Source organism: Mycobacterium sp. (assembly GCF_032159765.1).
Classification (GTDB): Bacteria; Actinomycetota; Actinomycetes; order Mycobacteriales; family Mycobacteriaceae; genus Mycobacterium.
On sequence record NZ_JAVHWM010000109.1, the window covers coordinates 1 to 24288 of the forward strand.

The window sequence follows — 24288 nt, forward strand, 5'->3', positions numbered from 1 at the left end:
CCGAGCATCGGGTTGGTGGACAACCCGCCGCCCACCCACACGTCCAGACCCGGCCCGTGCTCGGGATGGTTGACCCCGATGAACGCGATGTCGTTGACCTCGTGGACGACGTCCTGCAGTCCGGAGATCGCCGTCTTGTATTTGCGTGGCAGGTTCGAGAACTCGGGATTGCCGATGTAGCGGCGCACGATCTCGTCGATCGCCCAGGTGGGGTCGAGGACCTCGTCGAGTGATTCGCCGGCCAGGGGCGATCCGAGCACCACGCGCGGGCAGTCGCCGCACGCCTCGGTGGTCTGCAGCCCGACGGCTTCGAGGCGCTGGAAGATCTCGGGCACGTCCTCGATCCGGATCCAGTGGTACTGCACGTTCTCGCGGTCAGAGATGTCGGCGGTGTCCCGCGCGAACTCCGTGGAGATCGCGCCGATCGTGCGCAGCGCGGGCACCGAGAGCGCGCCGCCGTCGCAGCGCACCCGCATCATGAAGTACTTGGCTTCGAGCAGGTCGATGTTGTCGTCGCCGGTCCAGGTGCCGTCGTAGCCCTGTTCGCGCTGCGTGTACAGGCCCATCCAGCGCATCCGGCCGCGTAGGTCCTGCTTGTCGATGCTGTCGAATCCGCGCTTGGAGTAGATGTTCTCGATGCGGGCACGCACGTGGAGAGGGTTGTCGTCCTTCTTGAACTGCTCGTTGGGGTTCAGCGGGGTGCGGTAGCCGAGCGCCCATTGGCCCTCGCCGCGGGGCCGCTTGGGCGGCTTGGCTTTGGATTCGGGTGCGGTGGTCATTGGTCGGGCTCCTGGTCGGAGCCGGCTGCGGGTCGCGCTCTACACCGGTGGCTGTCCGGCGGCGCAGATCCGGATGCCAGCTCGAAGTTCTGGTGGTCGGGTCTACGACATCAAGGCAGACAGCAACAGCTACAGACGCGCTTGAAATCGACGTGCCGTCGCGCCACTAGAGAAACGCGAAAATGCTGGCTGGCGGCGGTCACCTGGCCATTGTGCCACGGGTGCGATCACATGCCATAACCGGCCGATATTTGCACTCAGCGTGAGTGGAATTCGCTAGCGGCGTGGTCTGGGAGACTCGAGGCATGGTGGCCCGGCCGTTCGGCATCTACGTGCATGTGCCGTTCTGCGCGACAAGGTGCGGCTACTGCGACTTCAACACCTACACCCCGGCTGAGCTCGGCGGCGCGAACCCCGACGGGTGGCTGGATGCGCTGCGCGAAGAGTTGAGACTGGCCGCCGGTCGGGCCGGGACGCGGCAGGTCAGCACGGTGTTTGTCGGCGGCGGCACGCCGTCGGTGCTCGGCGCCGAGCGCCTGGCCGCGGTCCTCGGTGCGGTCCGCGACCATTTCCCGGTGGCCCCCGGGGCCGAGGTGACGACGGAGGCGAACCCGGAGTCGTCGTCGCCAGAGTTGTTCGATGGCCTGCTCGCGGCGGGGTACACCCGTGTCTCGCTCGGAATGCAGTCGGTGTCGCCGCGGGTGCTCTCAGTGCTTGACCGTGTGCATTCGCCCGGCCGGGCGATAGCCGCAGCGGGCGAGGCGCTGTCGGCCGGTTTCGAGCACGTCAACCTCGACCTGATCTACGGAACGCCGGGGGAGAGCGACGACGATCTGGTGGCATCGGTGGACGCTGCCGTCGACGCCGGGGTGGATCACGTGTCCGCGTATGCGCTTGTGGTGGAGGACGGCACGGCGCTGGCGCGACGCGTCCGCCGAGGTGAAGTCGCCGCTCCTGACGACGACGTGCTCGCCGGCCGCTACGAGCTGCTGGATGCGCGGCTCGCCGACGCTGGGCTGTGTTGGTACGAGGTTTCCAATTGGAGCCGCGCCGGCGGGGAGTGCCGGCACAACCTCGGCTACTGGCTCGGCGGAGAGTGGTGGGGCGCCGGACCGGGCGCGCACAGCCATCTGGATTCGTACCGGTGGTGGAATGTCAAGCACCCCAACACTTATGCCCAATTGCTTACCGAGGGCAGGCTGCCGGTTGACGGCTGCGAACAGCTAGACGCCGAGGACACGCACACCGAGGCCATCATGTTGGCGATCCGGCTCAGCACTGGGCTACCGACCGCCGCGCTGCGCACCTCAGAACTCGAGCGCGCCGTAACGGCGATCGACGACGGGCTGCTCACGCAACGCGGCGACCGGCTTGTGCTCACCGACCGCGGACGGCTCTTGGCCGACGGTGTAGTGCGAGCACTGTTGGATTAAGGCGGCGTCCGCTGCCGTCGCCGCTGCGAATCTGAAACGTCTGCGACGACACGCCGATGCGGGTCGCAGAGACTTCAGATTCGCGGCCGGCGAGCGCGGCCGTCACGCCTGCTGAGGCCGCAGCTCGTCCATGTCGAAGACCCGGGCGTGCAGCACGACGCGGTTTCTCAGTGCCGACCGCACGGCACGATGCAAACCGTCCTCGAGGTAGACGACGCCTCGCCACTTGACGGCGTGCGGAAACAGGTCGCCGTAGAACGTGGAGTCTTCTGACAGCAGCCGGTCGAGTGCCAACACCGTTGTGGTGGTGACCAATTCGTCGAGCCGAATCTGCCGTGGCGGGATCTGTGCCCAGTCGCGGTGCGACAACCCGTGCTCCGGGTAAGGCTTGCCGTCGCGGACGCCCTTAAAAATCATCGGAGTAGACCATGCAATGTGTCCCCGGTCCGGGCCATGGTGGCAAAGGTAGTCGTGTCGGCGACAAACGGCAGATGCCGGTGGCGCTCGATGGGTATCGGCGCAGCTGATCACCGTAAACTGAAAACAGACCCGGGAGGTGACTGAATTGGGCAGTGCTGAAGACCGTCGTTTCGACGTGCTGCGCGCCATCGTCGCCGATTTCGTCGCCACCAAAGAGCCGATCGGGTCGAAGACGCTGGTGGAACGGCACAACCTGGGCGTGTCGAGCGCAACCGTGCGCAACGACATGGCGGTGTTGGAGGCTGAGGGCTACATCGCCCAGCCGCATACCAGCTCAGGGCGGGTCCCCACCGAAAAGGGCTACCGAGAATTCGTCGACCGGCTCGACGACGTCAAGCCGCTGTCGAGCGCCGAGCGTCGCGCAATTCAGGGCTTCCTGGAATCCGGTGTCGACCTCGACGACGTGTTACGCCGTGCCGTGCGGCTGCTCGCGCAGCTGACCCGGCAGGTGGCCGTCGTCCAATACCCCACGCTGTCGGCGTCGACTGTCCGGCATGTAGAGGTGGTCGGCCTAACACCGGCGCGGCTGCTGCTCGTCGTCATCACCGACTCGGGCCGTGTCGACCAGCGCATCGTCGAGCTCGGCGATGTCATCGACGAGCACCAGCTCTCCCAACTGCGCGACATGCTGGGCCAGGCTCTGGACGGCAAGCGGCTGTCAGCGGCGTCGGCCGCGGTGGCCGACCTGGCGTCGGAGGTCGGCGGTAAGAGCACACTGGGCGACGCCGTCGGCCGTTCGGCCTCGGTGCTGCTCGAGTCGCTGGTCGAGCACGCTGAGGAGCGGCTCCTGTTGGGCGGCACCGCCAACCTGACGCGCAACACGGCCGACTTTGGCGGGTCGCTGCGGCCGATCCTCGAGGCGCTCGAAGAGCAGGTCGTCGTGCTGCGGCTGCTGCAGGCGCAGCAGGAGGCGGGCAAGGTCACCGTGCGGATCGGCCACGAGACCGCCGTCGAGGAGATGGCAGGCACCTCCGTGGTGAGCACGACGTACGGGGCCGACGGGAATGTGTACGGCGGCATGGGTGTGTTGGGTCCCACTCGAATGGACTATCCGGGAACTATCGCTAGTGTCGCCGCGGTTGCGATGTATATCGGCGACGTCTTGGGTCGTCGATGAGCGCTCGCGCGAAGAGCAACAGTCGGTAGGAAAGGTCACATGGCACGGGATTACTACGCACTGCTCGGGGTCAGCAGGTCTGCGAGCGACGCGGAAATCAAGCGCGCGTACCGGCGGCTGGCCCGTGAGCTGCATCCCGACGTCAACCCCGGGGAGACGGAGCGCTTCCACGAGGTCCAGATCGCCTACGAGGTGCTGTCGGATCCGGAGAAGAAGCGCATCGTCGATCTCGGCGGCGATCCGATGGAAACCGCAGGCGTCGGCAACGGTTTCGCTGGGTTCGGTGGCCTCGGGGACGTGTTCGAGGCGTTCTTCGGCGGCGGATCGGCGTCGCGGGGGCCGGTGGGACGCGTGCGCCCCGGCTCGGATTCGCTGCTGCGGATGCGGTTGGACCTCGAAGATTGCGCACACGGGGTGACCAGACAGGTGACCGTCGACACGGCCGTGTTGTGCGACACGTGCCAGGGCAAGGGCACCCACAAAGGCGCCGGGCCGGTGCGATGCGACACCTGCGGCGGCCGTGGCGAGGTGCAGAGCGTGCAGCGGTCGCTGCTCGGCCAGATGATGACGTCGCGTCCGTGCCCCACCTGCCGCGGCGTCGGCGAGGTGATCCTCGACCCGTGCCATCGCTGCGGCGGTGACGGGCGGGTGCGTGCGCGCCGCGAGATCAGCGTGAAGATCCCGGCAGGCGTCGGGGACGGGATGCGCGTTCGGCTGGCCGCCCAGGGTGAGGTCGGCCCGGGTGGGGGACCCGCGGGCGACCTGTACGTGGAGGTTCACGAACAGCCGCATGACATCTTCGTGCGCGACGGTGATGACCTGCACTGCACGGTCGCGGTGCCGATGTTCGACGCTGCGCTCGGTACCAGCGTGAGCGTCAACGCGATTGTCGACGGTCCTACCGAGATCACGATTCCTGCTGGTACACAACCGAATTCGGTGGTGACGCTTCGCGGGCACGGAATGCCGCACCTTCGCACAGCAACCCGCGGCGATCTGCACGCCCACATCGAGGTGATGGTGCCCACCCGGCTCGACCGCCACGATGCCGACATATTGCGGGACTTGAAGAAGCGTCGCGGCGGTGATGTCGCTGAGGTCAAGTCGACGAGCTCGGCGGCCGGGGCAGGGCTCTTCAGCCGGCTGCGCGAGACGTTCACCGGCCGCTGACTGGTGTCTGCGCCGCTTTTTTTCGTCGACGCGCTGCCCGGCGTCGGTGAGGTGGTGACGGTGTCCGGCGACGAGGGATTCCACGCGGCCACCGTCCGGCGGATCCGCCAGGGCGAGCAGCTCATGGTCGGCGACGGCGCGGGCGAACTGGCGTACTGCGAAGTTGAGGACGTCGACCGCACGTCGTTGCGGGCACGCGTGCTGGAGCGGTCCACTGTCGCGCCGTCCTCGCCGGCGGTGACGGTCGTGCAGGCGTTACCGAAAGCGGAGCGGTCGGAGCTGGCGATCGAACTGGCAACGGAGGCCGGCGCCGACGCGTTCGTCGCATGGCAGGCCGCGCGCTGCGTGGCCCGGTGGGACGGACCGAAGGCCGACAAGGGCCTACGGCGATGGCGCGCCGTCGCGCGGTCCGCAGCACGGCAGTCCCGTCGCGCCCGCATCCCGGCTGTCACGGGACCGGTCTCGACGGCCGAGCTCGCGCGGCTCGCCGTCGATCAAACCGCCCTCGTCCTGCATGAGTCGGCCACTGACGTCATCTCTGAAAAGCATGTGGCACAAGCAGATCCACTGCTGCTGGTGGTGGGACCCGAGGGTGGGATCACCGACGAGGAGCTGGCTGTACTGACGGACGCCGGGGCGGTCTCGGTACGCCTGGGCCCCACCGTGCTGCGGACCTCCACCGCGGCGGCGGTTGCGCTGGGGGCTCTGGGTGTTCTCACGCCGCGCTGGGAAATCTGACCCACCGCTTGACTTGCCCCTCTAATTTGCTACATCTGCGCGCGCAGGGCGCATAACCTCTGGGCGCTGACGGGACCCGGCGGTAGACTGACCCCGTTGACTCAGCGCCGCGACCGGCAGCGATGAGCGCGTGCGCGAAGAGCAGAAGGCCCTAGATGGACGAAAGCAGGCACTGGTAACCACGTGACGCCCCGCGAGACGAACGCTGCTCCGGCTCCCAAAGTTCGCAGCAGCATCGAAGTTCCGCCCGACCTCATCATGGGCCTGCTGGGTTCCGCCGACGAAAATCTCCGCGCGTTGGAACGTGCGCTCACTGCGGATCTGCACGCCCGCGGCAACACCGTCACGCTCTCTGGATCGCCGGCCGATGTCGCGCTGGCCGAGCGTGTCGTGACCGAACTCATTGCCCTGGTGGCCGGCGGCCAGGTGCTCACGCCCGAAGTGGTGCGTCACAGCATCGCGATGCTCACAGGCGACGCCGGAGAATCTCCCGCCGAGGTACTCAGCCTGGACATCTTGTCCCGGCGCGGCAAGACGATTCGGCCGAAGACGCTCAACCAGAAAAGGTATGTCGACGCGATCGATGCGAACACGATCGTCTTCGGCATCGGCCCCGCAGGCACCGGCAAGACCTATCTGGCAATGGCCAAGGCGGTCAACGCGTTACAGAGCAAGCAGGTGACACGCATCATTCTCACCCGGCCGGCCGTGGAGGCCGGTGAGCGGTTGGGATTCCTGCCTGGCACGCTCAGCGAGAAGATCGATCCGTATCTGCGACCGCTGTATGACGCGCTGCACGACATGATGGATCCCGAGGTCATCGGAAAGCTGATGAGCGCGGGCGTGATTGAGGTTGCACCGTTGGCATATATGCGGGGTAGGGCCCAGCCGATGTTCACGAAGGTTCTGACACCCAACGGTTTTCGGCCAATCGGTGATTTGCGCGTTGGCGATTTTGTCATTGGTTCGAGTGGAGCCCCAACAGAGGTCCTAGGAGTCTATCCGCAGGGCTTCAAGGAGATCTATCGGGTCTACACCCAGGATGGATCATCAACCCTTGCGTCTGGAGACCACCTCTGGTCGGTATACACCCGGGCCGACCGGCGACGCGGTAAGCCGGCGCGTGTGCTGCAGACGAAGGAGATGATCGGCAACCTTCGGGCAGCGCACTACCACCGTTACGAATTGCCCTTGCTAAGCGCCCCGGTGATTTTCGCGCCGCGGCCGGTGAGCATGGACCCGTATGCGTTGGGCTTACTTCTGGGCGATGGATGTATCACATGTGCCACCACACCAAGTTTCGCGACAGCGGATCCCGAGCTGGCAGAGGCCCTCGAGAATCTCATCCCAAACATCAAAGTTCGACGAAAGTCGACGGTCGACTATGTACTCAACCGCGTACGCGGTCGAGGGGCGGGCAATGAGAACCCGGTCACTGGCGCGATGCGTCGATTAGGGATCGCGGGGACGACGTCCGCTTCCAAGTTCATTCCCGATGACTACCTTTTCAACTCCGCTGACGTTCGGTTGGCGGTTCTTCAGGGTCTTTTCGATTCCGACGGTGGTCCCGTGACCCAGAATCGGAGGACTTGCCGAATTCAATTCACAACGGTTTCTGATCGGTTGCGTGACGGCGTGGTCTTCTTAATTCAGTCCCTGGGTGGCGTTGTCTACTGTCGCACTAGGCCTGCAGCGCATCGGAAGCCTGGACTCGCTCGTGGCCGCGAGGTATATCACCGGTCAGACGCACACATACTTGACGTTCGTCTCCCTGCGGGCGTGGTGCCATTTCGTCTTTCACGCAAAGCACAAAAATACGAGGCTGCTGGCGGCGGGCGGCCAATGCGTTACATCCACCGCATCGAGGCTGCCGGTACTGAGGAGGCGGTGTGCATTCGCGTCGCCGCGGCAGACTCGTTATACGTCACAGAGGATTTCTTGCTCACGCACAACACCCTTAATTCTGCGTTCATCGTTCTCGACGAGGCTCAGAACACCACGCCCGAGCAGATGAAGATGTTCCTCACCCGGCTCGGCTTCGACTCGAAAATGGTTGTCACAGGCGATATTACGCAGGTCGATCTCCCCGGCGGTTCGACATCCGGGCTTCGGGCGGCCGTCGGAATTCTCGACGCGATTGACGGAATTCACGTCGCCGAGTTGACAAGTGCCGACGTGGTGCGTCACCGCCTGGTCGCAGATATCGTCGATGCGTACGCCCGCGCCGAAGACTCGTCCCTGACGATGAACCGCGCTCAGCGGCGTGCTGCGGGCACACGCGCGCACAGGTCGCAGTAACCAACGACCATGATGGGCATCGAAATTGCCAACGAGTCAGGGCTCGACGTCAGCGAGGACGAGCTCGTCAGCGTCGCACGGTTTGTCATCACCGAGCTGAACGTCAACCCCGATGCAGAGCTGTCGATGGTCCTGCTCGACAGTGCGACGATGGCCGACCTGCACATGCGGTGGATGGATCTGCCCGGCCCCACCGACGTGATGAGCTTTCCAATGGACGAGCTCGAACCCGGCGGGCGCCCCGACGCGCCGGAACCTGGCCCGGCGATGCTCGGCGATATCGTGCTGTGCCCCGAGTTTGCAGCGGAGCAGGCCACGGCGTCCGGACACACGCTCGGGCACGAGCTGGCGCTGCTGACCATTCACGGTGTGCTCCATCTTCTCGGCTACGACCATGCCGAGCCGGACGAAGAGAAGGAGATGTTCGCACTCCAACGCCGGCTGCTCGAGGACTGGGTTGCTGACCAGGTGCAGGCTTACCACCAGGATCGGCAAGGCGAAAAGGACCTCAGGCTGCTGGACAAGTCACGATACTTCGACCAGCCGTGAACGGATTTGCATCGCTTTTTGGTGCGATCGCGCTCATTGTGCTCGGCGGCGTGTTCGCCGCGATCGATGCCGCACTCAGCACGGTATCTATTGCCCGGGTGGAAGAAATGGTGCGCGACGAGCGGCCCGGCGCGGTCCGCCTCGCCCAAGTGGTCGCCGATCGACCGCGGTACATCAATCTCATTGTCCTGCTCCGTATCACGTGCGAGGCGGCAGCGACGGTGCTGCTGGTCGCGTTTCTCTGGGATGACCTGGGGCTGAAGTGGGGTCTCGTGGTGGCTGCCGCCGCCATGGTGGTTGCCAGTTTCGTGGTCATCGGCGTCGGGCCGCGCACGCTGGGCCGCCAGCACGCCTATACGATCGCGCTGGCGTCGGCCCTTCCGTTGCAAGCGATTTCAGTGCTTCTGACCCCGATCAGCCGGCTGCTGGTAGTGATTGGCAACGCCATCACCCCGGGCCGCGGTTTCCGCAACGGACCGTTCGCCTCTGAGATCGAACTGCGCGAGGTCGTCGATCTGGCGCAGCAGCGCGGCGTGGTGGCCCCCGACGAGCGACGCATGATTGAGTCGGTCTTCGAGCTCGGTGACACCCCGGCGCGTGAGGTCATGGTGCCGCGCACCGAGATGGTCTGGATCGAGAGTGACAAGAGCGCCGGACAGGCGACGTCGCTTGCCGTGCGCAGCGGACACTCTCGCATCCCGGTGGTCGGCGACAACGTCGACGACATCGTCGGCGTGGTCTATCTGAAAGACCTTGTGCAGCAGACGTATTACTCCAACAACGGCGGGCGGGACACCAAGGTCGAGCAGGTCATGCGCCCACCGGTGTTCGTGCCGGATTCCAAACCGCTCGACGCGCTGCTGAGGGAAATGCAACGCGACCGCAATCACATGGCGCTGCTCGTCGACGAGTACGGGGGGATCGCCGGCCTTGTCACCATCGAGGATGTGCTGGAGGAGATCGTCGGTGAGATCGCAGACGAATACGACACCGACGAGGTCGCGCCGATTGAAGACTTGGGCGACAACAGCTTCCGTGTCTCCTCGCGCCTACCGATCGAAGACGTGGGCGAGCTCTACGACGTTGTGTTCCCCGACGATCTGGACGTCGACACCGTCTTCGGGCTGCTGGCTCTCGAACTGGGCAGGGTCCCGCTCCCGGGAGCGGAGGTGACCTCGCATGGGCTGCGGCTGCGCGCGGAAGGCGGACACGACAACCGGGGCCGTGTGCGGGTGGGCACGGTGCTGGTCAGCTGCGAGAAGCCCGAGGAGCCTGATGCCCGAACACTTGAGTGACGAGGACGCGAAGCTCGTGGTTCTTGCAAGAGGGGCGATGGCCCGTGCCGAGGCGGCGAGCGGGGCCGCGGTACGTGATGCCGATGGCCGGACGTATGCGGGCGCACCCGTCGAGTTGGCGGCGCTGCGGCTGACTGCCCTGCAGGCGGCGGTCGCGGCGGCGGTGTCCAGCGGTGCGACAGCGCTGGAGTCGGCGGTGCTCGTCGGCGGTGACGCCGACGACGCCGGTGTCGAGGCGGTGCACGAACTCGCGGCCGACGCCACCGTGATCGTCACCGACCGCGCCGGGAAGGTTCGCGAATGATCGCCGAGACTGCGCACAGATCACGATTTCGGGGAAAAGTGCGATCTCCCAGCAGTCTCGGCGAGTGATGAGTGAGTTCCGCTCCGGTTTCGTCTGTTTCGTCGGCCGCCCGAACACCGGCAAGTCAACGCTGACAAACGCGCTCGTCGGCGCCAAGGTCGCGATCACGTCGAAGCGTCCGCAGACCACCCGGCACACGATTCGGGGCATCGTGCACCGCAACGACTTCCAGATCGTGCTCGTCGACACCCCTGGCCTGCACCGGCCTCGGACATTGCTCGGGCAGCGGCTCAACGACCTTGTGAAGAGCACGTACTCCGAAGTCGACGTCATCGGATGGTGCGTGCCCGCCGACGAGGCGATCGGGCCTGGCGACCGTTGGATCTTCGAGCAGATCCGCTCAGTAGCGCCGAACACCACGCTGGTGGTCGTCGTCACGAAGATCGACAAGGTATCGAAAGGCAAAGTCGCCGAACAACTTACCGCAGTCAGCCAGCTCGTCGGCGACGCCGCCGCCGACATCGTGCCGGTGTCGGCGACCACCGGCGAGCAGGTCGACGTCCTCATTGATGTGCTCGCGTCCAAGTTGCCGCCCGGGCCCGCGTTCTACCCCGATGGTGAGCTGACCGACGAGCCGGAGGAAGTCCTCATGGCCGAGCTGATCCGCGAGGCCGCGCTGGAGGGTGTGCGCGACGAGCTGCCGCATTCGCTTGCGGTCGTCATCGATGAGGTCACCCCACGCGAAGGACGCGACGACCTCATCGACGTCTTCGCGATCCTTTACGTGGAACGCGAGAGCCAGAAGGGCATCGTGATCGGCAAGGGCGGTGCGAGATTGCGCGAGGTCGGTACCGCCGCGCGCACTCAGATCGAGAAGCTGCTCGGCACCAAGGTGTTCCTCGACCTGCGCGTCAAGATCGCGAAGAACTGGCAGCGCGACCCCAAGCAGCTTGGCCGGCTCGGCTTTTGAGTCTGTTCGTCAGCGCTGGAATACGCACGGTTCCACCCCGGCCGGTGCCGGCGGGTGTTCAACGACCACCTTGGTGTCCACGGTGATCTTGCAGCCCTTGGGATTGTCATCTCTGCTCGTCCAGTTCAGCGCCACGTAATTCAAGTCGGCCGGCAGCGGAAAGCTCTTCGAGAACGGCAGCGTCGCGTGATCACTTGCGAGTGACCCGAACGGTTCTGCCCAGATGGCGTAGACGTCCCCCGACCCGGTGACCTCCAGCGTGATGGTCCCGGCCGCCTGCGCGGTGGTGGTCGGTGATGTCGTCGTAACCGGCTGTGACGAGGTTGAGGCCGGCGCTGTCGAGCCCGAGCCCGACGGCGACGACGGGCTCGTCTGCGGTTTCGTGCTGGCGCCGTTGCATCCGGCGACTGCGAGAGCAACGACGGCCGCGGACAATGTCAGCAGGGTCGAGTTCCTCGTCGCTGTTGCCATGTTATGTACCTCCTGTGTGGTCGCCAGGGGCCAGTGTGGCTGTGAGCCTCTGCCCTTCGCTGGCGAATGCCCGAAATGGTCGGCGGCCAATCGGTGTCGCCTCCCGGCTCCGTTGGACGGCAATGCGAGACTTGTCCGATGCGGTTGTACCGGGACCGGGCGGTCGTGCTGCGCCAGCACAAGCTCGGCGAGGCTGACCGGATCGTCACCTTGCTCACCAAAGAGCACGGGCTGGTGCGCGCGGTCGCCAAAGGGGTGCGGCGGACACGCAGCAAGTTCGGAGCGCGGCTTGAGCCGTTCGCCTACATCGACGTCCAGCTGCACCCCGGCCGCAACCTCGACATCGTCACCCAGGTGGCGTCGATCGACGCGTTCGCCACCGACATCGTCAGCGACTACGGCCGCTACACGTGCGCGTGCGCGGTACTGGAAACCGCCGAACGGCTGGCGGGGGAGGAACGCGCACCCGCTCCGGCGCTGCATCGGCTCACGGTCGGCGCCTTGCGCGCAGTCGCCGACGGCGCACGGCCCCGCGAGTTGGTACTGGACGCATATCTGTTGCGCGCCATGGGAATCGCCGGTTGGGCGCCTGCGCTGACCGAGTGCGCCCGCTGCGCGGCGCCGGGACCGCACCGTGCCTTCCATGTCGCCGCCGGGGGCAGCGTATGCGTGCACTGCCGACCGGCGGGATCCTCCACTCCGCCGGCGGGAGTCCTGGATCTGATGTCCGCCTTGCACGATGGCGACTGGGACTTCGCGCAAGCCGCGCCGCAGTCGTATCGCAGCCAGGCCAGCGGCCTGGTGGCCGCGCACCTGCAGTGGCATCTCGAACGTCAACTGCGCACGTTGCCCCTGGTGGAACGGCGATGAGCGCTTACGTGAAGAGCAAACGAACGGCGATGAGCGCTTGCGCGAAGAGCAAACGAACGGCGATGAGCGCTCGGCGCGAAGAGCAAAAGGCCAAGTTCCAGGGTCGAGGGTACGGTTGCCGACGCCCGAGTGAACTTGGTCAGGCAGGATGAAACGCATGGCGCGGAACCCGGTGGGCGGCTCGTTGCTGGGGGCTGACAAACGGCGACGGGCCAACAAGAAGAAGCCCGAGTTTCCCCAGCTGCCCCCGGCGCCAGACGACTACCCGACGTTTCCCGACAAATCGACGTGGCCGGTGGTCTTTCCGGATCTTCCGCCGGCACCCGACGGCGGTCCCCGGCGCCCGCCTCAGCACACCTCGAAGGCGGCTGCTCCGCACATCCCGGCCGACCAGCTACCCAACCATGTTGCGATTGTGATGGACGGCAACGGCCGCTGGGCCACCCAGCGCGGGCTGCACCGCACCGAGGGCCACAAGATGGGCGAGGCGGTGCTGATCGACATCACCTGCGGTGCGATCGAATTGGGCATCAAACACCTCTCGGTGTATGCATTCTCCACCGAGAATTGGAAGAGAAGCCCCGAAGAGGTCCGCTTCCTGATGGGGTTCAACCGGGAGGTGGTGGCGCGCCGACGAATCAACCTCGACGCGATGGGGGTGAACATGCGCTGGGTCGGTTCGCGACCACGCATGTGGCGCAGCGTCATCAAAGAATTCGAGATCGCCGAGAAGATGACCGTAAACAATGACGTCATCACGGTGAACTACTGCGTCAACTACGGCGGCCGTGCCGAAATCGCTGAAGCGGCAAGGCATATCAGCCGCGACGTGGCCGAGGGTGTGCTCAGCCCTGATCGGATCACCGAGGCCACCGTCGCGCGTCACCTGCAACGCCCCGACATACCGGACGTCGATTTATTCATCCGGACATCGGGGGAGCAGCGGGCCAGCAACTTCATGCTATGGCAGGCGGCGTATGCCGAATACGTCTTCCAGGACAAGCTTTGGCCCGACTATGACCGTCGAGACCTGTGGGCGGCGTGCGAGGAGTACGTGAACCGCAACCGCCGCTTCGGCAGAGCCGAATAATATGCCTGAGCGGCAGAGCCGAATAATGTGCCTGAGCGGTAGAGCCGAATGACGCTGCGGGACCGGCTCAAAGCGGCTCTCGACGGCGTTGTGCCGCTCACCGAGGAGGATGACGGTGCGCTGACGGTGCAGCACGACGGAACCCTCGCGTCGCTACGCGTGGTGGACATCGCCGAAGGGCTGGAGCTGATCTCGCTGTCGCAGATCCTGGCCTGGGATGTGCCGATGGACCGACGCGTCCGGGCCAAGATCGCCGAGCATGCGCGCAACACCATGCTGGGCACCGTCACACTGATCGAGAAGAAGCGGATCGGAGAAGTGCTGCTGCGCTACAACTTTCCCGGTGCAGGTCTTACCGACGATGCGCTGCTGACCCTGATCCTTCTGGTGTTGTCCACTGGCGCCGACGTCCGGCGCGCGCTAACCGAGTAACGGTCACGATCGCTTCGTCACGCAGTCACCGCAGATACCGAAGATCTCGATCGTATGACTGGCGTCCGAAAAGCCGTGTGAGACCGCAACATTTGCTGCCCACGCCTCGACTTCGCCGGCCTGTATCTCGACGGTGAAACCGCAGTTACGGCACACCAGGTGGTGATGGTGGTGCGTCGAGCAGCGGCGGTAAACCGACTCGCCGGTGTCGGTGCGCAGCGTGTCGACGACGCCGGCGGCCGACATCCCCTGCAGGGCGCGGTACACCGTGGTGAGTCCGATGTTCTCGCCACGGCGGCGCAGCTCGTCGTGAATCTCCTGAGCAGACCGGAAGTCGTCGAGTGACTCCAACAACGCCGTGATGGCCGCGCGCTGCCGTGTGCTGCGCACGCCGGCTCCGGTCACGGGCGCTCCTCCTGGGCATGGGTGACCGCGGCGATCGCGATCTGCGCGAGGTGCTGGTCGACGAGCTGGTAGAGCACTTCGCGGCCGGACCGCTCGCCTGCGACCACCCCTGCGCCCTTGAGGACCCGGAGGTGCTGGCTCACCAGCGGCTGAGGCACCCCAAGCGCGTCGACCAGTTCGTGCACGCATCGCTGCGACTCGAGCAGCTGCAACACGATGGCGATGCGAACCGGTGCGGCCAGCGCCCGCAGAATGTCACTTGCGGTGTCGAGCACCGCCCGCGTCGGCGTCGAAGCCCCACCCAAAGACTCCGCCAAACTGGAAACGGTTTTCATTAGACGTCCAGATTACATGCGAAGTCATGCATATGGAATGCCCGCTAGGGTGGTAACCCATGGCTTCCGTCATCGATACCGTCGCGAACCTAGCCAAGCGGCGCGGATTCGTATTCCAGTCAGGCGAGATCTATGGCGGGACAAAGTCTGCCTGGGACTACGGCCCGTTGGGCGTGGAGCTCAAAGAGAACCTGAGGCAGCAGTGGTGGCGATCGACTGTCACCAGTCGCGATGACGTCGTCGGTCTCGACAGCGCGATCGTGCTGCCCCGTGAGATATGGGTGGCGTCCGGCCACGTCGAGGTGTTCCACGATCCCTTGGTCGAGTCCCTGATCACACACAAGCGTTACCGCGCAGACCATCTCATCGAGGCCTATGAGGCCAAGCACGGGCATCCACCACCCAACGGTCTTGCTGACATTCGAGATCCGGACACCGGCGAGCCAGGGCAATGGACGGAGCCGCGCGAATTCAACATGATGCTCAAGACGTACCTCGGGCCGATCGAATCCGAGGAGGGACTGCACTACCTGCGGCCAGAGACCGCGCAGGGCATCTTCGTGAATTTCGCCAACGTGGTCACGACGACCCGCAAGAAGCCACCATTCGGAATTGCCCAGACCGGCAAGGGTTTCCGCAATGAGATCACGCCTGGCAACTTCATCTTCCGCACCCGTGAGTTCGAGATGATGGAGATGGAGTTCTTTGTCGAGCCGTCGACGGCGCCGCAGTGGCACCAGTACTGGATCGACACCAGGCATCAGTGGTACATCGACCTCGGCATCGACCCGGCGAACCTGCGGCTGTACGAGCACCCGAAAGAGAAGCTATCGCACTACTCGGACCGCACTGTTGACATCGAGTACAAGTTCGGCTTTCAGGGCAATCCCTGGGGCGAACTCGAAGGCGTAGCCAACCGCACCGACTTCGATCTCAAAGCACACTCCCAACACTCGGGTGTCGACCTGGCGTATTACGACCAGGCCAACGACACGCGCTACTACCCGTATGTCATCGAGCCTGCAGTCGGGCTGACTCGTATGGTCATGATGTTCCTCATCGACGCCTACACCGAGGACGAGGCGCCGAATGCCAAGGGCGGTATGGACAAACGCACCGTGCTTCGACTCGATCCGCGCATCGCGCCAGTGAAAGCGGCGGTATTGCCGTTGTCGCGGCACGCCGATCTGTCGCCCAAGGCACGCGATCTGGCCGCGGAGTTGCGCAAGTCGTGGAACATCGAGTTCGACGACGCGGGCGCGATCGGCCGGCGGTACCGCCGCCAGGACGAGATCGGCACGCCGTATTGCGTCACCGTCGACTTCGACTCGCTCGACGACCACGCGGTGACGGTGCGCGAGCGCGACGCGATGACGCAGGAGCGCGTGCCGATGGACGCCGTCGCGGGCTATCTGGCCACCCGCCTCACCCGCTCCTAACCCCGCCTTTTTCCGCGAGCGTGCGTGTCTGCAGCCGACACGCCGGTGATCTTGCGGAGTCGGCGCACGTTCGCGAATCTGCGGTTATTCACAGTTGCTTGCTCATCCACAGTCGCGGGGTATCTGCGGCCCGACTTTGTAGATGCGGGCTGACGATCTCTACATGTCCGATGAGATCGATGCGCTATTCACTGGACAGGGTGGCGTCGCTACCACTGCGCAATTGCTGACCGTGTTGAGTCGAAGCCGACTCGAGATCAACATCAGGCGTGGCGAGCTGATTAAGGTGTGGCCGGGCGTGTACAGCCGTGACGAACCTGATACCACTCTGCGGCTGCGGGGCCTGGACTTGCGCGCGGCCGAGCCGGTCGCGGTCTGCCTCGAAACGGCCGCCGCCGCACATGGATTCAACACAGAAGCAGGTGCGGACCTTCATGTGCTCAATCCCGTGGGACACCAGCTGCGCGACTCGGACGGCCTTAAGGTGCACCGGCGCGACGGCGCACCGTTGACCGTTGTCGAGGGCAGACGCGCGACGACTCCAGACTGGACTGCTGTGGAGGTCGCGCGCCAATTGCGTCGACCACGTGCCTTGGCCACGCTCGACGCCGCGCTTCGCAGCAAGACATGCACCCGGCGTCAACTCCGGTCCTCTGCTGCCCGGCAGGCCGGTCGACGTGGCATCGTGCATGTCCGCGAGCTCATAGCACTCGCCGCGCCAGAGGCTGAATCGCCGATGGAGAGCGAGGCGAGGTTGGTGATGATCGACGGCGGCCTGCCGCAACCGATACTTCAATACGAGATCGTCGATCTGAACGGCCGCACGTGGCGCGTGGATTTCGCGTGGCCCGACCGAATGGTGGCCGCCGAGTACGACGGTTTCGACTGGCACAGCGACCCGGACGCCTTTCGCCGCGATAGGCAGAAGCGGGCCGCGCTGCACGAGGTCGGTTGGTCAGTCGTGTCGATCGTTGATGACGACGTGAGACGACGCGGCTGGGATTTGATACGACGCATCGAGGCCGAATTGAAGTCCTCACGGGCGGCGTGACCGTGCGTGAAATCGCTCAAAAAACCGGCGTGTCGGCTGCAGACACGCACGCTCGCGCCCAAAGGAAAGAGCGGTTAGAAGCGGCCGCCGCCGCCCATGAAGCCGCCGCCCGAGGAGCCGGATGAGCCGCCGAAGCTGGTCGGGCTCCAGCCGCCGCCCATCCCGCCTCCCGATCCGCCGCTCAAGATGTTGCCGATGATGATCCCGCCGAGGATCGCGCCCATGCCCGATCCGCCGCCGCCATCGCCGTAACGTCCCTCGAAGCTGCGCTGCGCCCGATGCACGTCGTCGTTGGCCAGTGACTGCGCCTGCGCAGCAAGCGCCGCCGCGCCATTGGCGTAAGCAATCGCCTTGTTCACATCGGTCGAGCGGCTGGCCTGTGCACCCTCGAGCTGACGACTGGCCTCCGCAAGCCGCGTGCGCGCCTCCGGGCCGATGCTTCCACGTCGCGCGTCGATGTAATCCGAGACCGCTCGCACCCGGGATTGCGCCGTGAACAACGCCTGATCCAAGGTGCGGGCGCGCCGCGCGGCGGCCTCGCGCTCTTCGACGACGTCGGCGAGAAGCTTGTCCAACTCCGCGTCGGCCTTGGTCAACTGGGTAAACGCGCCGAGGGGATCGGTCTCTCCGCTGGCCTGCGCGTTGGCGACGGCGGTGGCCGCCGCGTCGCGCGCAATTGTGAGCTGCTCGGCGTGCGGGACACTGCCTTGACCGAACTGCGCGTCCGCCTGCTCGATCCCCTTCTGGACGTCGGCGATGGCCGCGGGCAGCGTCGCCACGGCGTGTTTGATGTCGGTCTCAGCGCTGTCGACGGCATCCAGCAACGACCGTGCCTGGGCCAGTGCGGATTCGGCCGCGCGCACTGAGTCGACAAGCTCGCCTTGCTGACCGGCGACAGGATGATCCGCAAGCGCACGGGCCCTGGTGATGTTCTTGTCCGCGAAGGTGATTCGCTGCGCAGCCGTGCTGACGTTGCCTGAGACCGATGCCAGCGCGGCGTCGTCGAATTCCTTGTGCAACGCAGCCAATTTCTCCTGCGACGGTGCACTCCGCGCGGTGAGATCCACGAGCTGCTGGGTCAGTGAGTCCAACTTGGAGGGCGCATTGATCACCAGGTCCCGCAGCTGCTCGAACGCCTCTCGTTGTGCATCGAGCTCGCGGTCCGCCGCGGCAGCGGCAGTGATGACGCGTGTGAGCATCTCGCGCCGCTCATCGGAGCTCTCCGGAATTGCGTCGTCGAGCTGCTGGCGAACTCTAAAGGCCTGCGCCAGAATGGATTTGGCAGTTTCGACGGCGTGGGTAAACGGCTCCGTTCTGGCCGTACCGAACTCCTCGACTGCTAGGTCGAGCTCGTTTCCGCTGGTGCGCGCCGCGTTGTCGACGTCGACAACCATCGACTTGGAGAGGTCGTCAAGCGCGTCGATCGAGACCGTCGCAAGCGCGTCGGGATCGCTGGGATCGAGGCGGCCGGCGGCAGCGGCCTCGGCCGCACGCCTGCGACGGCGGCGCCAGCGCAGCACCAGCAGCAGACCGCCGATCACGAGAACGGCGACGACAACGAAGACGAGCAGACCCACCCAGGACACGCCGCCCCCAGAATTGCCGGTATTGCCTGGAGAAGTGCCGGTATTCAGGCCATCGGCCGTCGCCACCGCAGCACCGGCCCAATCGCCGCTGCGCAGCGCCGGCTCGATCTCGTTGCGCCGCAAGTCGTCGACCTGACCCGGGCTGAGTCTGACGGATGTCGGCACTTGGAAGTAGTACGCCCTGGCGTCGGTCGCTACCGCGAGCAGCGAGTCATAGCCACTCAGATTGCTTGTCCGGTAGGCGATTCGGGCCCACTCTTCGGGGTCCTGATTGGAGAAGTCACGGACGTAGACCACCCACAGCCGGATTCGCTGGCGGGTGTACAAGTTGTCGATCGCGGTCTGCACCTGAGTGCGACCCGCCGTGGTGAGCGCATCGGCCCGGTCGGTGATCTGACCGGGGAGGCGGAACGGCGGATCGGCTGTTGCCTGTGGCGCGACGAGCAGGGCGGCGGTGAGCACCGTGAGGATGAGGCCGAGCAATCGAGCGCCGATGAGCCGCTTGCGCGAAGAGAAACGGGCGCCGATGAGCGACTTGCGCGAAGAGCAGATGACACAGCGCATGCTCGTCAATCTAGTGCGAAGCAGGGTGAACACGAACGGTCCTGGCAGACTGTGCTTCGGTGACCGCGACACAGCATCAGTACAACGCGCACGACCGCGAGCGGATGGTGGTCGAGGCGCCCAAAACCGCCGCGCTGCCGGGCACGGTGTCAGAGCACCGCACCGATTTTGCGCGTGACCGCGCACGCGTGCTGCACAGCGCGGCGTTACGAAGGCTGGCCGACAAGACTCAGGTGGTCGGGCCGCGGGAGAGCGACACGCCGCGCACCCGGCTCACCCATTCGCTCGAGGTTGCCCAGATAGGCCGGGGGATGGCCGTCGGGCTCGGCTGCGATCCGGACCTCGTCGACATGGCCGGACTCGCCCATGACATCGGCCATCCGCCCTACGGGCATAACGGCGAGAAGGCGCTCGACGAGCTCGCCGCCGACTATGGAGGTTTCGAGGGGAACGCCCAGAACCTGCGGATCCTGACCCAACTGGAACCCAAAATGCTTGACGCTCAAGGAATCAGCGCGGGGCTGAACTTGACCAGGGCCGCTCTGGACGCGGTGACGAAGTATCCATGGCTGCGTCGCGCTGACGGCGGCAAGTTCGGCGCATACGGCGACGACGCCGACGTGCTGGCGTGGGTGCGCGCCGGTGCGCCAGAAGGCCGGCCCTGTCTGGAAGCGCAGGTGATGGATTGGGCCGACGACGTCGCGTACTCGGTGCACGACGTTGAGGACGGCGTCATTTCCGGACGGATCGATTTGAGGGTGCTTGCCGACGACGACGCCGCCGCGACCCTCGGCCGGCTCGGTGAGACGGCATTCGGCGGCCTGGCGGCCGACGACCTCGTGAGCGCAGCAGGGCGGCTGACGCAGCTGCCCGTGGTGGCCGCTGTTGGCAAGTACGACGCGACGCTTGCCTCATCGGCCGCGCTCAAGCGGCTGACCAGCGAGCTTGTCGGCCGTTTCGCCTCCGCCGCGATCGCGCTGACTCGCGAGGAGGCAGGCACCGGCCCGTTGGCTCGCTACGACGCCGAGCTACGAGTCCCCGATCTCGTCCGCGCTGAGGTCGCGGTGCTGAAAATCCTGGCGCTGCAGTTCATCATGTCCGACCCTCGACACCTTCGGCTGCAGGAGCGGCAGCGCGAGCGGATCCACGAGGTCGGCCACTGGCTGCTCGCGGGCGCCCCGGCCACCCTCGATCCGATGTTCGTTCCCGCGTTCAACGCGGCGATCGACGACGGGCACCGGCTGAGGGTGATCGTCGACCAGATCGCGTCATTTACAGAGGGTCGGTTGGAGCGTCTGCAGCGCGCCTAAACATGATCGCGCCGGCCGTCCGGCGCTCTAAACTAACCCCGTGGCTGGCACTCGCATCTCCGATCGCGACATCGCCGCCATCCGCGACAAGAACCGCATCGACGAGGTCGTCGGCGACTACGTGCAACTCCGCCGGGCCGGCGCCGACTCACTCAAAGGCCTCTGCCCGTTCCACGACGAGAAGTCGCCGTCATTCCACGTCCGGCCAAACCACGGCCACTTCCACTGCTTCGGCTGCGGTGAGGGCGGCGACGTGTACGCGTTCGTGCAGAAGATGGAGCACGTCACCTTCGTCGAAGCGGTGGAGCGGCTGGCCGACCGCGTGGGCTACACCATCACCTACACGGGTGCGGTGTCCAACGTGCAGCGCGACCGGGGCGGCCGCAGCCGGTTGCTGGCCGCGAACGCGGCCGCCCACGAGTTCTACGCCGAGGCCCTGTCATCCGCTGAGGCCGCACCGGCACGCCAATACCTGACCGACCGGAACTTCGACGCCGACGTGACCCGGCGCTTCGGGTGCGGGTTCGCCCCGTCGGGCTGGGACACGTTGACAAAGCACCTGCTGCGCAAGGGGTTTGAGTTCAAGGAGCTGGAGGCGGCCGGGTTGTCCCGTGAGGGCAGGCGCGGGCCGATGGATAGGTTCCACCGGCGGCTGCTGTGGCCGATCAGGTCCAGCGGCGGTGATGTCATCGGCTTCGGCGCCCGTCGGATTTTCGACGACGACCAGATGGAAGCGAAGTACGTCAACACACCGGAGACGGTGCTCTACAAGAAGTCTGCGGTGCTGTTCGGGCTGGACATGGCCAGGCGCGACATCGCCAAGGGGCACCAGGCCGTGGTGGTGGAGGGATACACCGATGTGATGGCGATGCACCTGGCCGGGGTGACGACGGCAGTGGCGTCGTGCGGCACCGCGTTCGGTGAAGAGCACCTCGGAATGCTGCGCCGACTCATGATGGACGACAGCTTCTTTCGTGGCGAACTGATCTACGTATTCGACGGTGACGAAGCCGGCAGGGCAGCGGCGCTGAAGGCGTTCGACGGTGAACAGAGCTTGGCGGGACAGTCTTTCGTCGCAGTAGCCGCGGACGGCATGGACCCGTGCGATCTTCGCCTGAAGGCCGGCGACGGCGCGCTGCGCGATCTGGTGGCCAGGCGCTCCCCGCTGTTCGAGTTCGCGATCCGGTCGGCGTTGGCCGAGATGGACATGGAAAGCGCCGAGGGCCGTGTCGGGGCGTTGCGGCGGTGTGTGCCGATGGTGGCCCGGATCAAGGACCCGACGCTGCGCGACGAGTACGCCCGCCAACTCGCCGGCTGGGTGGGTTGGGACGATGTCGCACAAGTGATTTCGCGAGCGCGCGAACAAGCCGGCCACAAGGGTGGCCGACGCAACGCCACGGTCAAGGCAACGGCGGCACGCGCTTCGCCGCGTGTCAACCCGCCCACGGTCCAGACCGTGCAACGGCCCGATCCGGCCGACCCGACGCTGTGGCCCCAACGCGAGGCACTCAAGGGCGCACTGCAGTACCCGGCGCTGGCCGGGCCGGTGTTCGATTCGCTGCCTCAGGATAACTTCACCCACCCCGCGTACTCCGCGGTGCGGGCCGCGATTGAGTCGGCCGGCGGCACATCGACTGGAATGACAGGCGCGGAATGGCTCGACGCGGTCCGGCAGCACGCGGGCGCGGCGGCCGGCGTCGTGACCGAGCTCGGAGTGGAGAGCATCCGGGTGGACGACGACGAGAAGCTGCCCCGCTACATCGGTGGGGTGATGGCCCGTCTGCAGGAGGTATCCGTAGGGCGTCAGATCGCCGAGATGAAGTCGAAGCTGCACCGCATGTCGCCGGCCGAGCAGGCGGACAAATACCACGCGTTGTTCGGCGAGTTGGTGGCGATGGAGCAGTATCGGCGCAGCCTTCTTGAGCAGGCGTCGGGAGACGGGAACGACCTCACCGCGTAAGGTGCGCGTCATGTCGAGACGAAGGATCGTGATCCTGGGCGGGCTCGTAGCGGCAGCGGGGTTGACGATGACGACTAGTCCTGCGCCGGTCACCGACATCAATGCGCAGTGCCGATCGTTTTTGGGATCGCGCAACGATGGCATCTGCATCGACCCGCCGGACGCACCTGCACCGCAGTTTCCACCGGTCGGCATTGGTTCGACGGACACCGGCGGGCCGGGCCTGACGACCGGACCACTGCTGCCGGGTCAGTCGTTCGAAGGGACCGCCCCGATCGGCTAGGCGCGGTTGGGCGTGGCCGTCGATGTCTCCGGGTGCAGCACTGTGGTCTGGCTGTCGATTTCGGTCAACGTGACCATTTCCGGGTCTGGCGAGACTTTGCCCGCAATTTTGCGGCGTCCGGCGTCGATCACTGCTTTGGTGGCGGGATTGCCGGTCACGGCCTTATAGGTGCCGACGATCTGCTCGTAGCGGCGTCGCCCGGCCTTGGTTCCCAGGACGTATCCCACGCCCAGGACGACGGCATACCGGATCACGATGTCCCCTCCAGATTGTGTGCGTGGCCCCCATCCTGCCTGATGTGTGACGGCGGTGTGAGACGGGCGCGTCTTGGCGTTGAGGCGGTCTCGTACGCTAGAGTCGTCCCGCCGTTGCGATCCCCTGTAGCTCAATCGGCAGAGCATTCGGCTGTTAACCGAAGGGTTGGTGGTTCGAGTCCACCCGGGGGAGCGAGAATTCGCACACTGGTGAAGCGGTGTCGGTGGTCACTGCCAGACTTGCCGCATGGTCGATCGTGATGAGTTGGCAGGCCGCTCCGCATTGGTCACCGGGGGCACCCGGGGCATCGGCAAGGGCATCGCCGAGCGGCTGCGCGCCGGCGGTGCGCGGGTGCTGGTCGCGGCGCGTTCCGTGCCGGACGGCGTCGCCTACGACGACGTCGTGGTGGCCGACGTGAGCACGCCCGACGGCGTTGTCGCACTTGGCGTCGAGACGCAAAAACGGCTCGGCAGCGTCGACATCGTGGTCCACAATGTCGGCGGCTCCGGGCAGTACGAGGGCGGGGCGGTCGCACTTACCGACGACGACTGGCAATCGGCACTGGACGCGAACTTGTTGGCCGCCGTCCGGTTGGACCGCGGGATCATTCCCGGAATGGTCACGCGCGGATCCGGAGCCATCGTGCACATCACCTCGATTCAGCGCCGCGCTCCGCTGCTGACCTCGATTCCGTATGCGGCCGCCAAGGCGGCGCTGACCAACTACAGCAAGAGTTTATCGAATGAGTTGGCGCCCAAAGGCATTCGGGTGAACGCGGTCTGTCCCGGTTACATCGAGACGGAGTCGGCCTACCGGATGGCCGAGGAAATCGGGCAGATCAACGGTGTTAGCTTCGACCAGGCACGAACGCAAATCATGGACTCGATCGGCGGCATCCCACTCGGCGCGCCTGGTCGGCCGGCTGACGTCGGCGAGCTCGTCGCGTTCTTGGTCTCGGATCGCGCCGCTTACATCACCGGTGCCGAGTACGTGATTGACGGCGGCAGCGTTCGCGGGGTTTGACTCTCTGGGCACGCCACCACGACGGCGTCGAACCTGCACAACAGCTGGGAGATGAGTAACGGTGCAGACCCCGCTTCCCCT

At 65.7% G+C, this 24288-nt stretch carries 24 protein-coding genes, 1 tRNA gene and 4 pseudogenes; 21 read left to right on the forward strand and 8 right to left on the reverse strand.

Translation table 11 applies throughout. The features are described from left to right. Together QOH60_RS12460 and QOH60_RS12465 are read right to left on the reverse strand one after the other, a co-directional pair. A partial coding sequence (locus QOH60_RS12460; protein ID WP_526420672.1) for a ferredoxin-like domain-containing protein occupies nt 1-779 on the reverse strand: 779 nt, incomplete at its 3' end. A gap of 110 nt (nt 780-889) precedes the next feature. After that, nucleotides 890-982 (reverse strand): Ms4527A family Cys-rich leader peptide, encoded by a 93-nt coding sequence (locus QOH60_RS12465; protein WP_526420674.1) that lies wholly within the window; start codon nt 980-982, stop codon nt 890-892. 102 nt (nt 983-1084) lie between these two features. Between QOH60_RS12465 and hemW the strand changes: the two genes are divergently transcribed. Next, nucleotides 1085-2212 (forward strand): radical SAM family heme chaperone HemW, encoded by a 1128-nt coding sequence (hemW, locus tag QOH60_RS12470; protein WP_526420771.1) that lies wholly within the window; start codon nt 1085-1087, stop codon nt 2210-2212. Between the two features lie 102 nt (nt 2213-2314). Here the strand turns inward: hemW and QOH60_RS12475 are convergent, their stop codons facing one another. Beyond that, a complete protein-coding gene (locus tag QOH60_RS12475; protein WP_526420676.1) occupies nt 2315-2629 on the reverse strand; it encodes a type II toxin-antitoxin system VapB family antitoxin in 315 nt (104 codons plus the stop codon). A gap of 148 nt (nt 2630-2777) precedes the next feature. Between QOH60_RS12475 and hrcA the strand changes: the two genes are divergently transcribed. The 10 genes and pseudogenes from hrcA (at nt 2778) to era (ending at nt 11133) form a co-directional block, all read left to right on the forward strand. Continuing rightward, nucleotides 2778-3809: a heat-inducible transcriptional repressor HrcA gene (hrcA, locus tag QOH60_RS12480; protein ID WP_526420678.1), complete on the forward strand. Its 1032-nt coding sequence runs from the start codon at nt 2778-2780 to the stop codon at nt 3807-3809. Between the two features lie 39 nt (nt 3810-3848). Further along, nucleotides 3849-4979: a molecular chaperone DnaJ gene (dnaJ, locus tag QOH60_RS12485; RefSeq protein ID WP_526420680.1), complete on the forward strand. Its 1131-nt coding sequence runs from the start codon at nt 3849-3851 to the stop codon at nt 4977-4979. 3 nt (nt 4980-4982) lie between these two features. Beyond that, a complete protein-coding gene (locus tag QOH60_RS12490) occupies nt 4983-5717 on the forward strand; it encodes a 16S rRNA (uracil(1498)-N(3))-methyltransferase (RefSeq protein WP_526420682.1) in 735 nt (244 codons plus the stop codon). A gap of 183 nt (nt 5718-5900) precedes the next feature. Then, nucleotides 5901-6599, forward strand: a pseudogene (locus tag QOH60_RS12495) (PhoH family protein); the annotation flags it as partial. 561 nt (nt 6600-7160) lie between these two features. Further along, a pseudogene (locus QOH60_RS12500) lies at nt 7161-7406 on the forward strand (LAGLIDADG family homing endonuclease); the annotation flags it as partial. A 264-nt stretch (nt 7407-7670) separates the two neighbouring features. Next, nucleotides 7671-8015 (forward strand): annotated as a pseudogene (locus QOH60_RS12505) (PhoH family protein); the annotation flags it as partial. Nucleotides 8016-8027: 12 nt separating this feature from the next. Further along, entirely contained in the window at nt 8028-8564 is a 537-nt protein-coding gene (gene ybeY, locus QOH60_RS12510) for an rRNA maturation RNase YbeY (RefSeq protein WP_526420773.1), read from the forward strand. Continuing rightward, complete coding sequence (locus QOH60_RS12515) at nt 8561-9859, forward strand: CNNM domain-containing protein (protein WP_526420684.1); 1299 nt, start codon at nt 8561-8563, stop codon at nt 9857-9859. Before ybeY ends, QOH60_RS12515 begins: the two co-directional genes overlap by 4 nt. After that, complete coding sequence (locus QOH60_RS12520) at nt 9840-10163, forward strand: cytidine deaminase-like protein (protein WP_526420686.1); 324 nt, start codon at nt 9840-9842, stop codon at nt 10161-10163. Before QOH60_RS12515 ends, QOH60_RS12520 begins: the two co-directional genes overlap by 20 nt. A 67-nt stretch (nt 10164-10230) precedes the next feature. Beyond that, nucleotides 10231-11133, forward strand: a complete 903-nt coding sequence (gene era / locus QOH60_RS12525; protein WP_526420688.1) for a GTPase Era — start codon at nt 10231-10233, stop codon at nt 11131-11133. A gap of 9 nt (nt 11134-11142) precedes the next feature. On the opposite strand, the gene QOH60_RS12530 is transcribed toward era, so the two are convergent. Further along, entirely contained in the window at nt 11143-11604 is a 462-nt protein-coding gene (locus tag QOH60_RS12530; RefSeq protein ID WP_526420690.1) for a hypothetical protein, read from the reverse strand. 138 nt (nt 11605-11742) lie between these two features. Here QOH60_RS12530 and recO point away from each other — a divergent pair. The 3 genes and pseudogenes from recO to QOH60_RS12545 form a co-directional block, all read left to right on the forward strand. Then, nucleotides 11743-12468, forward strand: a pseudogene (gene recO / locus QOH60_RS12535) (DNA repair protein RecO); the annotation flags it as partial. A gap of 163 nt (nt 12469-12631) precedes the next feature. Then, nucleotides 12632-13564 (forward strand): decaprenyl diphosphate synthase, encoded by a 933-nt coding sequence (locus tag QOH60_RS12540; RefSeq protein ID WP_526420692.1) that lies wholly within the window; start codon nt 12632-12634, stop codon nt 13562-13564. Between the two features lie 48 nt (nt 13565-13612). Next, nucleotides 13613-13996 (forward strand): hypothetical protein, encoded by a 384-nt coding sequence (locus QOH60_RS12545; RefSeq protein WP_526420694.1) that lies wholly within the window; start codon nt 13613-13615, stop codon nt 13994-13996. Between the two features lie 3 nt (nt 13997-13999). Here QOH60_RS12545 and QOH60_RS12550 read toward each other — a convergent pair whose 3' ends face one another. Together QOH60_RS12550 and QOH60_RS12555 are read right to left on the reverse strand one after the other, a co-directional pair. Beyond that, nucleotides 14000-14401, reverse strand: coding sequence for a Fur family transcriptional regulator (locus tag QOH60_RS12550; protein WP_526420696.1), 402 nt, complete (start codon nt 14399-14401; stop codon nt 14000-14002). After that, entirely contained in the window at nt 14398-14736 is a 339-nt protein-coding gene (locus QOH60_RS12555) for an ArsR/SmtB family transcription factor (RefSeq protein WP_526420698.1), read from the reverse strand. Before QOH60_RS12555 ends, QOH60_RS12550 begins: the two co-directional genes overlap by 4 nt. A gap of 59 nt (nt 14737-14795) precedes the next feature. Between QOH60_RS12555 and QOH60_RS12560 the strand changes: the two genes are divergently transcribed. Both QOH60_RS12560 and QOH60_RS12565 read left to right on the forward strand, forming a co-directional pair. After that, on the forward strand, nt 14796-16175 hold the full coding sequence (locus QOH60_RS12560; RefSeq protein ID WP_526420700.1) for a glycine--tRNA ligase: 1380 nt from the start codon (nt 14796-14798) through the stop codon (nt 16173-16175). A 163-nt stretch (nt 16176-16338) separates the two neighbouring features. After that, nucleotides 16339-17226, forward strand: a complete 888-nt coding sequence (locus QOH60_RS12565; protein ID WP_526420702.1) for a type IV toxin-antitoxin system AbiEi family antitoxin — start codon at nt 16339-16341, stop codon at nt 17224-17226. A 74-nt stretch (nt 17227-17300) separates the two neighbouring features. On the opposite strand, the gene QOH60_RS12570 is transcribed toward QOH60_RS12565, so the two are convergent. Then, on the reverse strand, nt 17301-19376 hold the full coding sequence (locus tag QOH60_RS12570) for a TPM domain-containing protein (protein WP_526420704.1): 2076 nt from the start codon (nt 19374-19376) through the stop codon (nt 17301-17303). A gap of 59 nt (nt 19377-19435) precedes the next feature. On the opposite strand from QOH60_RS12570, the gene QOH60_RS12575 reads away from it, so the two are divergent. Genes QOH60_RS12575 through QOH60_RS12585 form a run of 3 tightly spaced genes read left to right on the forward strand, consistent with a single transcriptional unit; the run spans nt 19436 to nt 22929 of the window. Continuing rightward, nucleotides 19436-20686, forward strand: coding sequence for a deoxyguanosinetriphosphate triphosphohydrolase (locus QOH60_RS12575; protein ID WP_526420706.1), 1251 nt, complete (start codon nt 19436-19438; stop codon nt 20684-20686). Between the two features lie 40 nt (nt 20687-20726). Beyond that, nucleotides 20727-22646 (forward strand): DNA primase, encoded by a 1920-nt coding sequence (dnaG, locus tag QOH60_RS12580; RefSeq protein WP_526420708.1) that lies wholly within the window; start codon nt 20727-20729, stop codon nt 22644-22646. Nucleotides 22647-22656: 10 nt separating this feature from the next. Further along, nucleotides 22657-22929 (forward strand): DUF7155 family protein, encoded by a 273-nt coding sequence (locus QOH60_RS12585; RefSeq protein ID WP_526420710.1) that lies wholly within the window; start codon nt 22657-22659, stop codon nt 22927-22929. Here QOH60_RS12585 and QOH60_RS12590 read toward each other — a convergent pair. Then, complete coding sequence (locus QOH60_RS12590) at nt 22926-23183, reverse strand: hypothetical protein (RefSeq protein WP_526420712.1); 258 nt, start codon at nt 23181-23183, stop codon at nt 22926-22928. The genes QOH60_RS12585 and QOH60_RS12590 overlap by 4 nt on opposite strands. A 120-nt stretch (nt 23184-23303) precedes the next feature. On the opposite strand from QOH60_RS12590, the gene QOH60_RS12595 reads away from it, so the two are divergent. Together QOH60_RS12595 and QOH60_RS12600 are read left to right on the forward strand one after the other, a co-directional pair. Beyond that, a tRNA-Asn gene (locus QOH60_RS12595) sits at nt 23304-23376 on the forward strand. 54 nt (nt 23377-23430) lie between these two features. Continuing rightward, nucleotides 23431-24207, forward strand: a complete 777-nt coding sequence (locus tag QOH60_RS12600) for an SDR family NAD(P)-dependent oxidoreductase (RefSeq protein WP_526420714.1) — start codon at nt 23431-23433, stop codon at nt 24205-24207. The last annotated feature ends 81 nt before the right edge of the window (nt 24208-24288 follow it).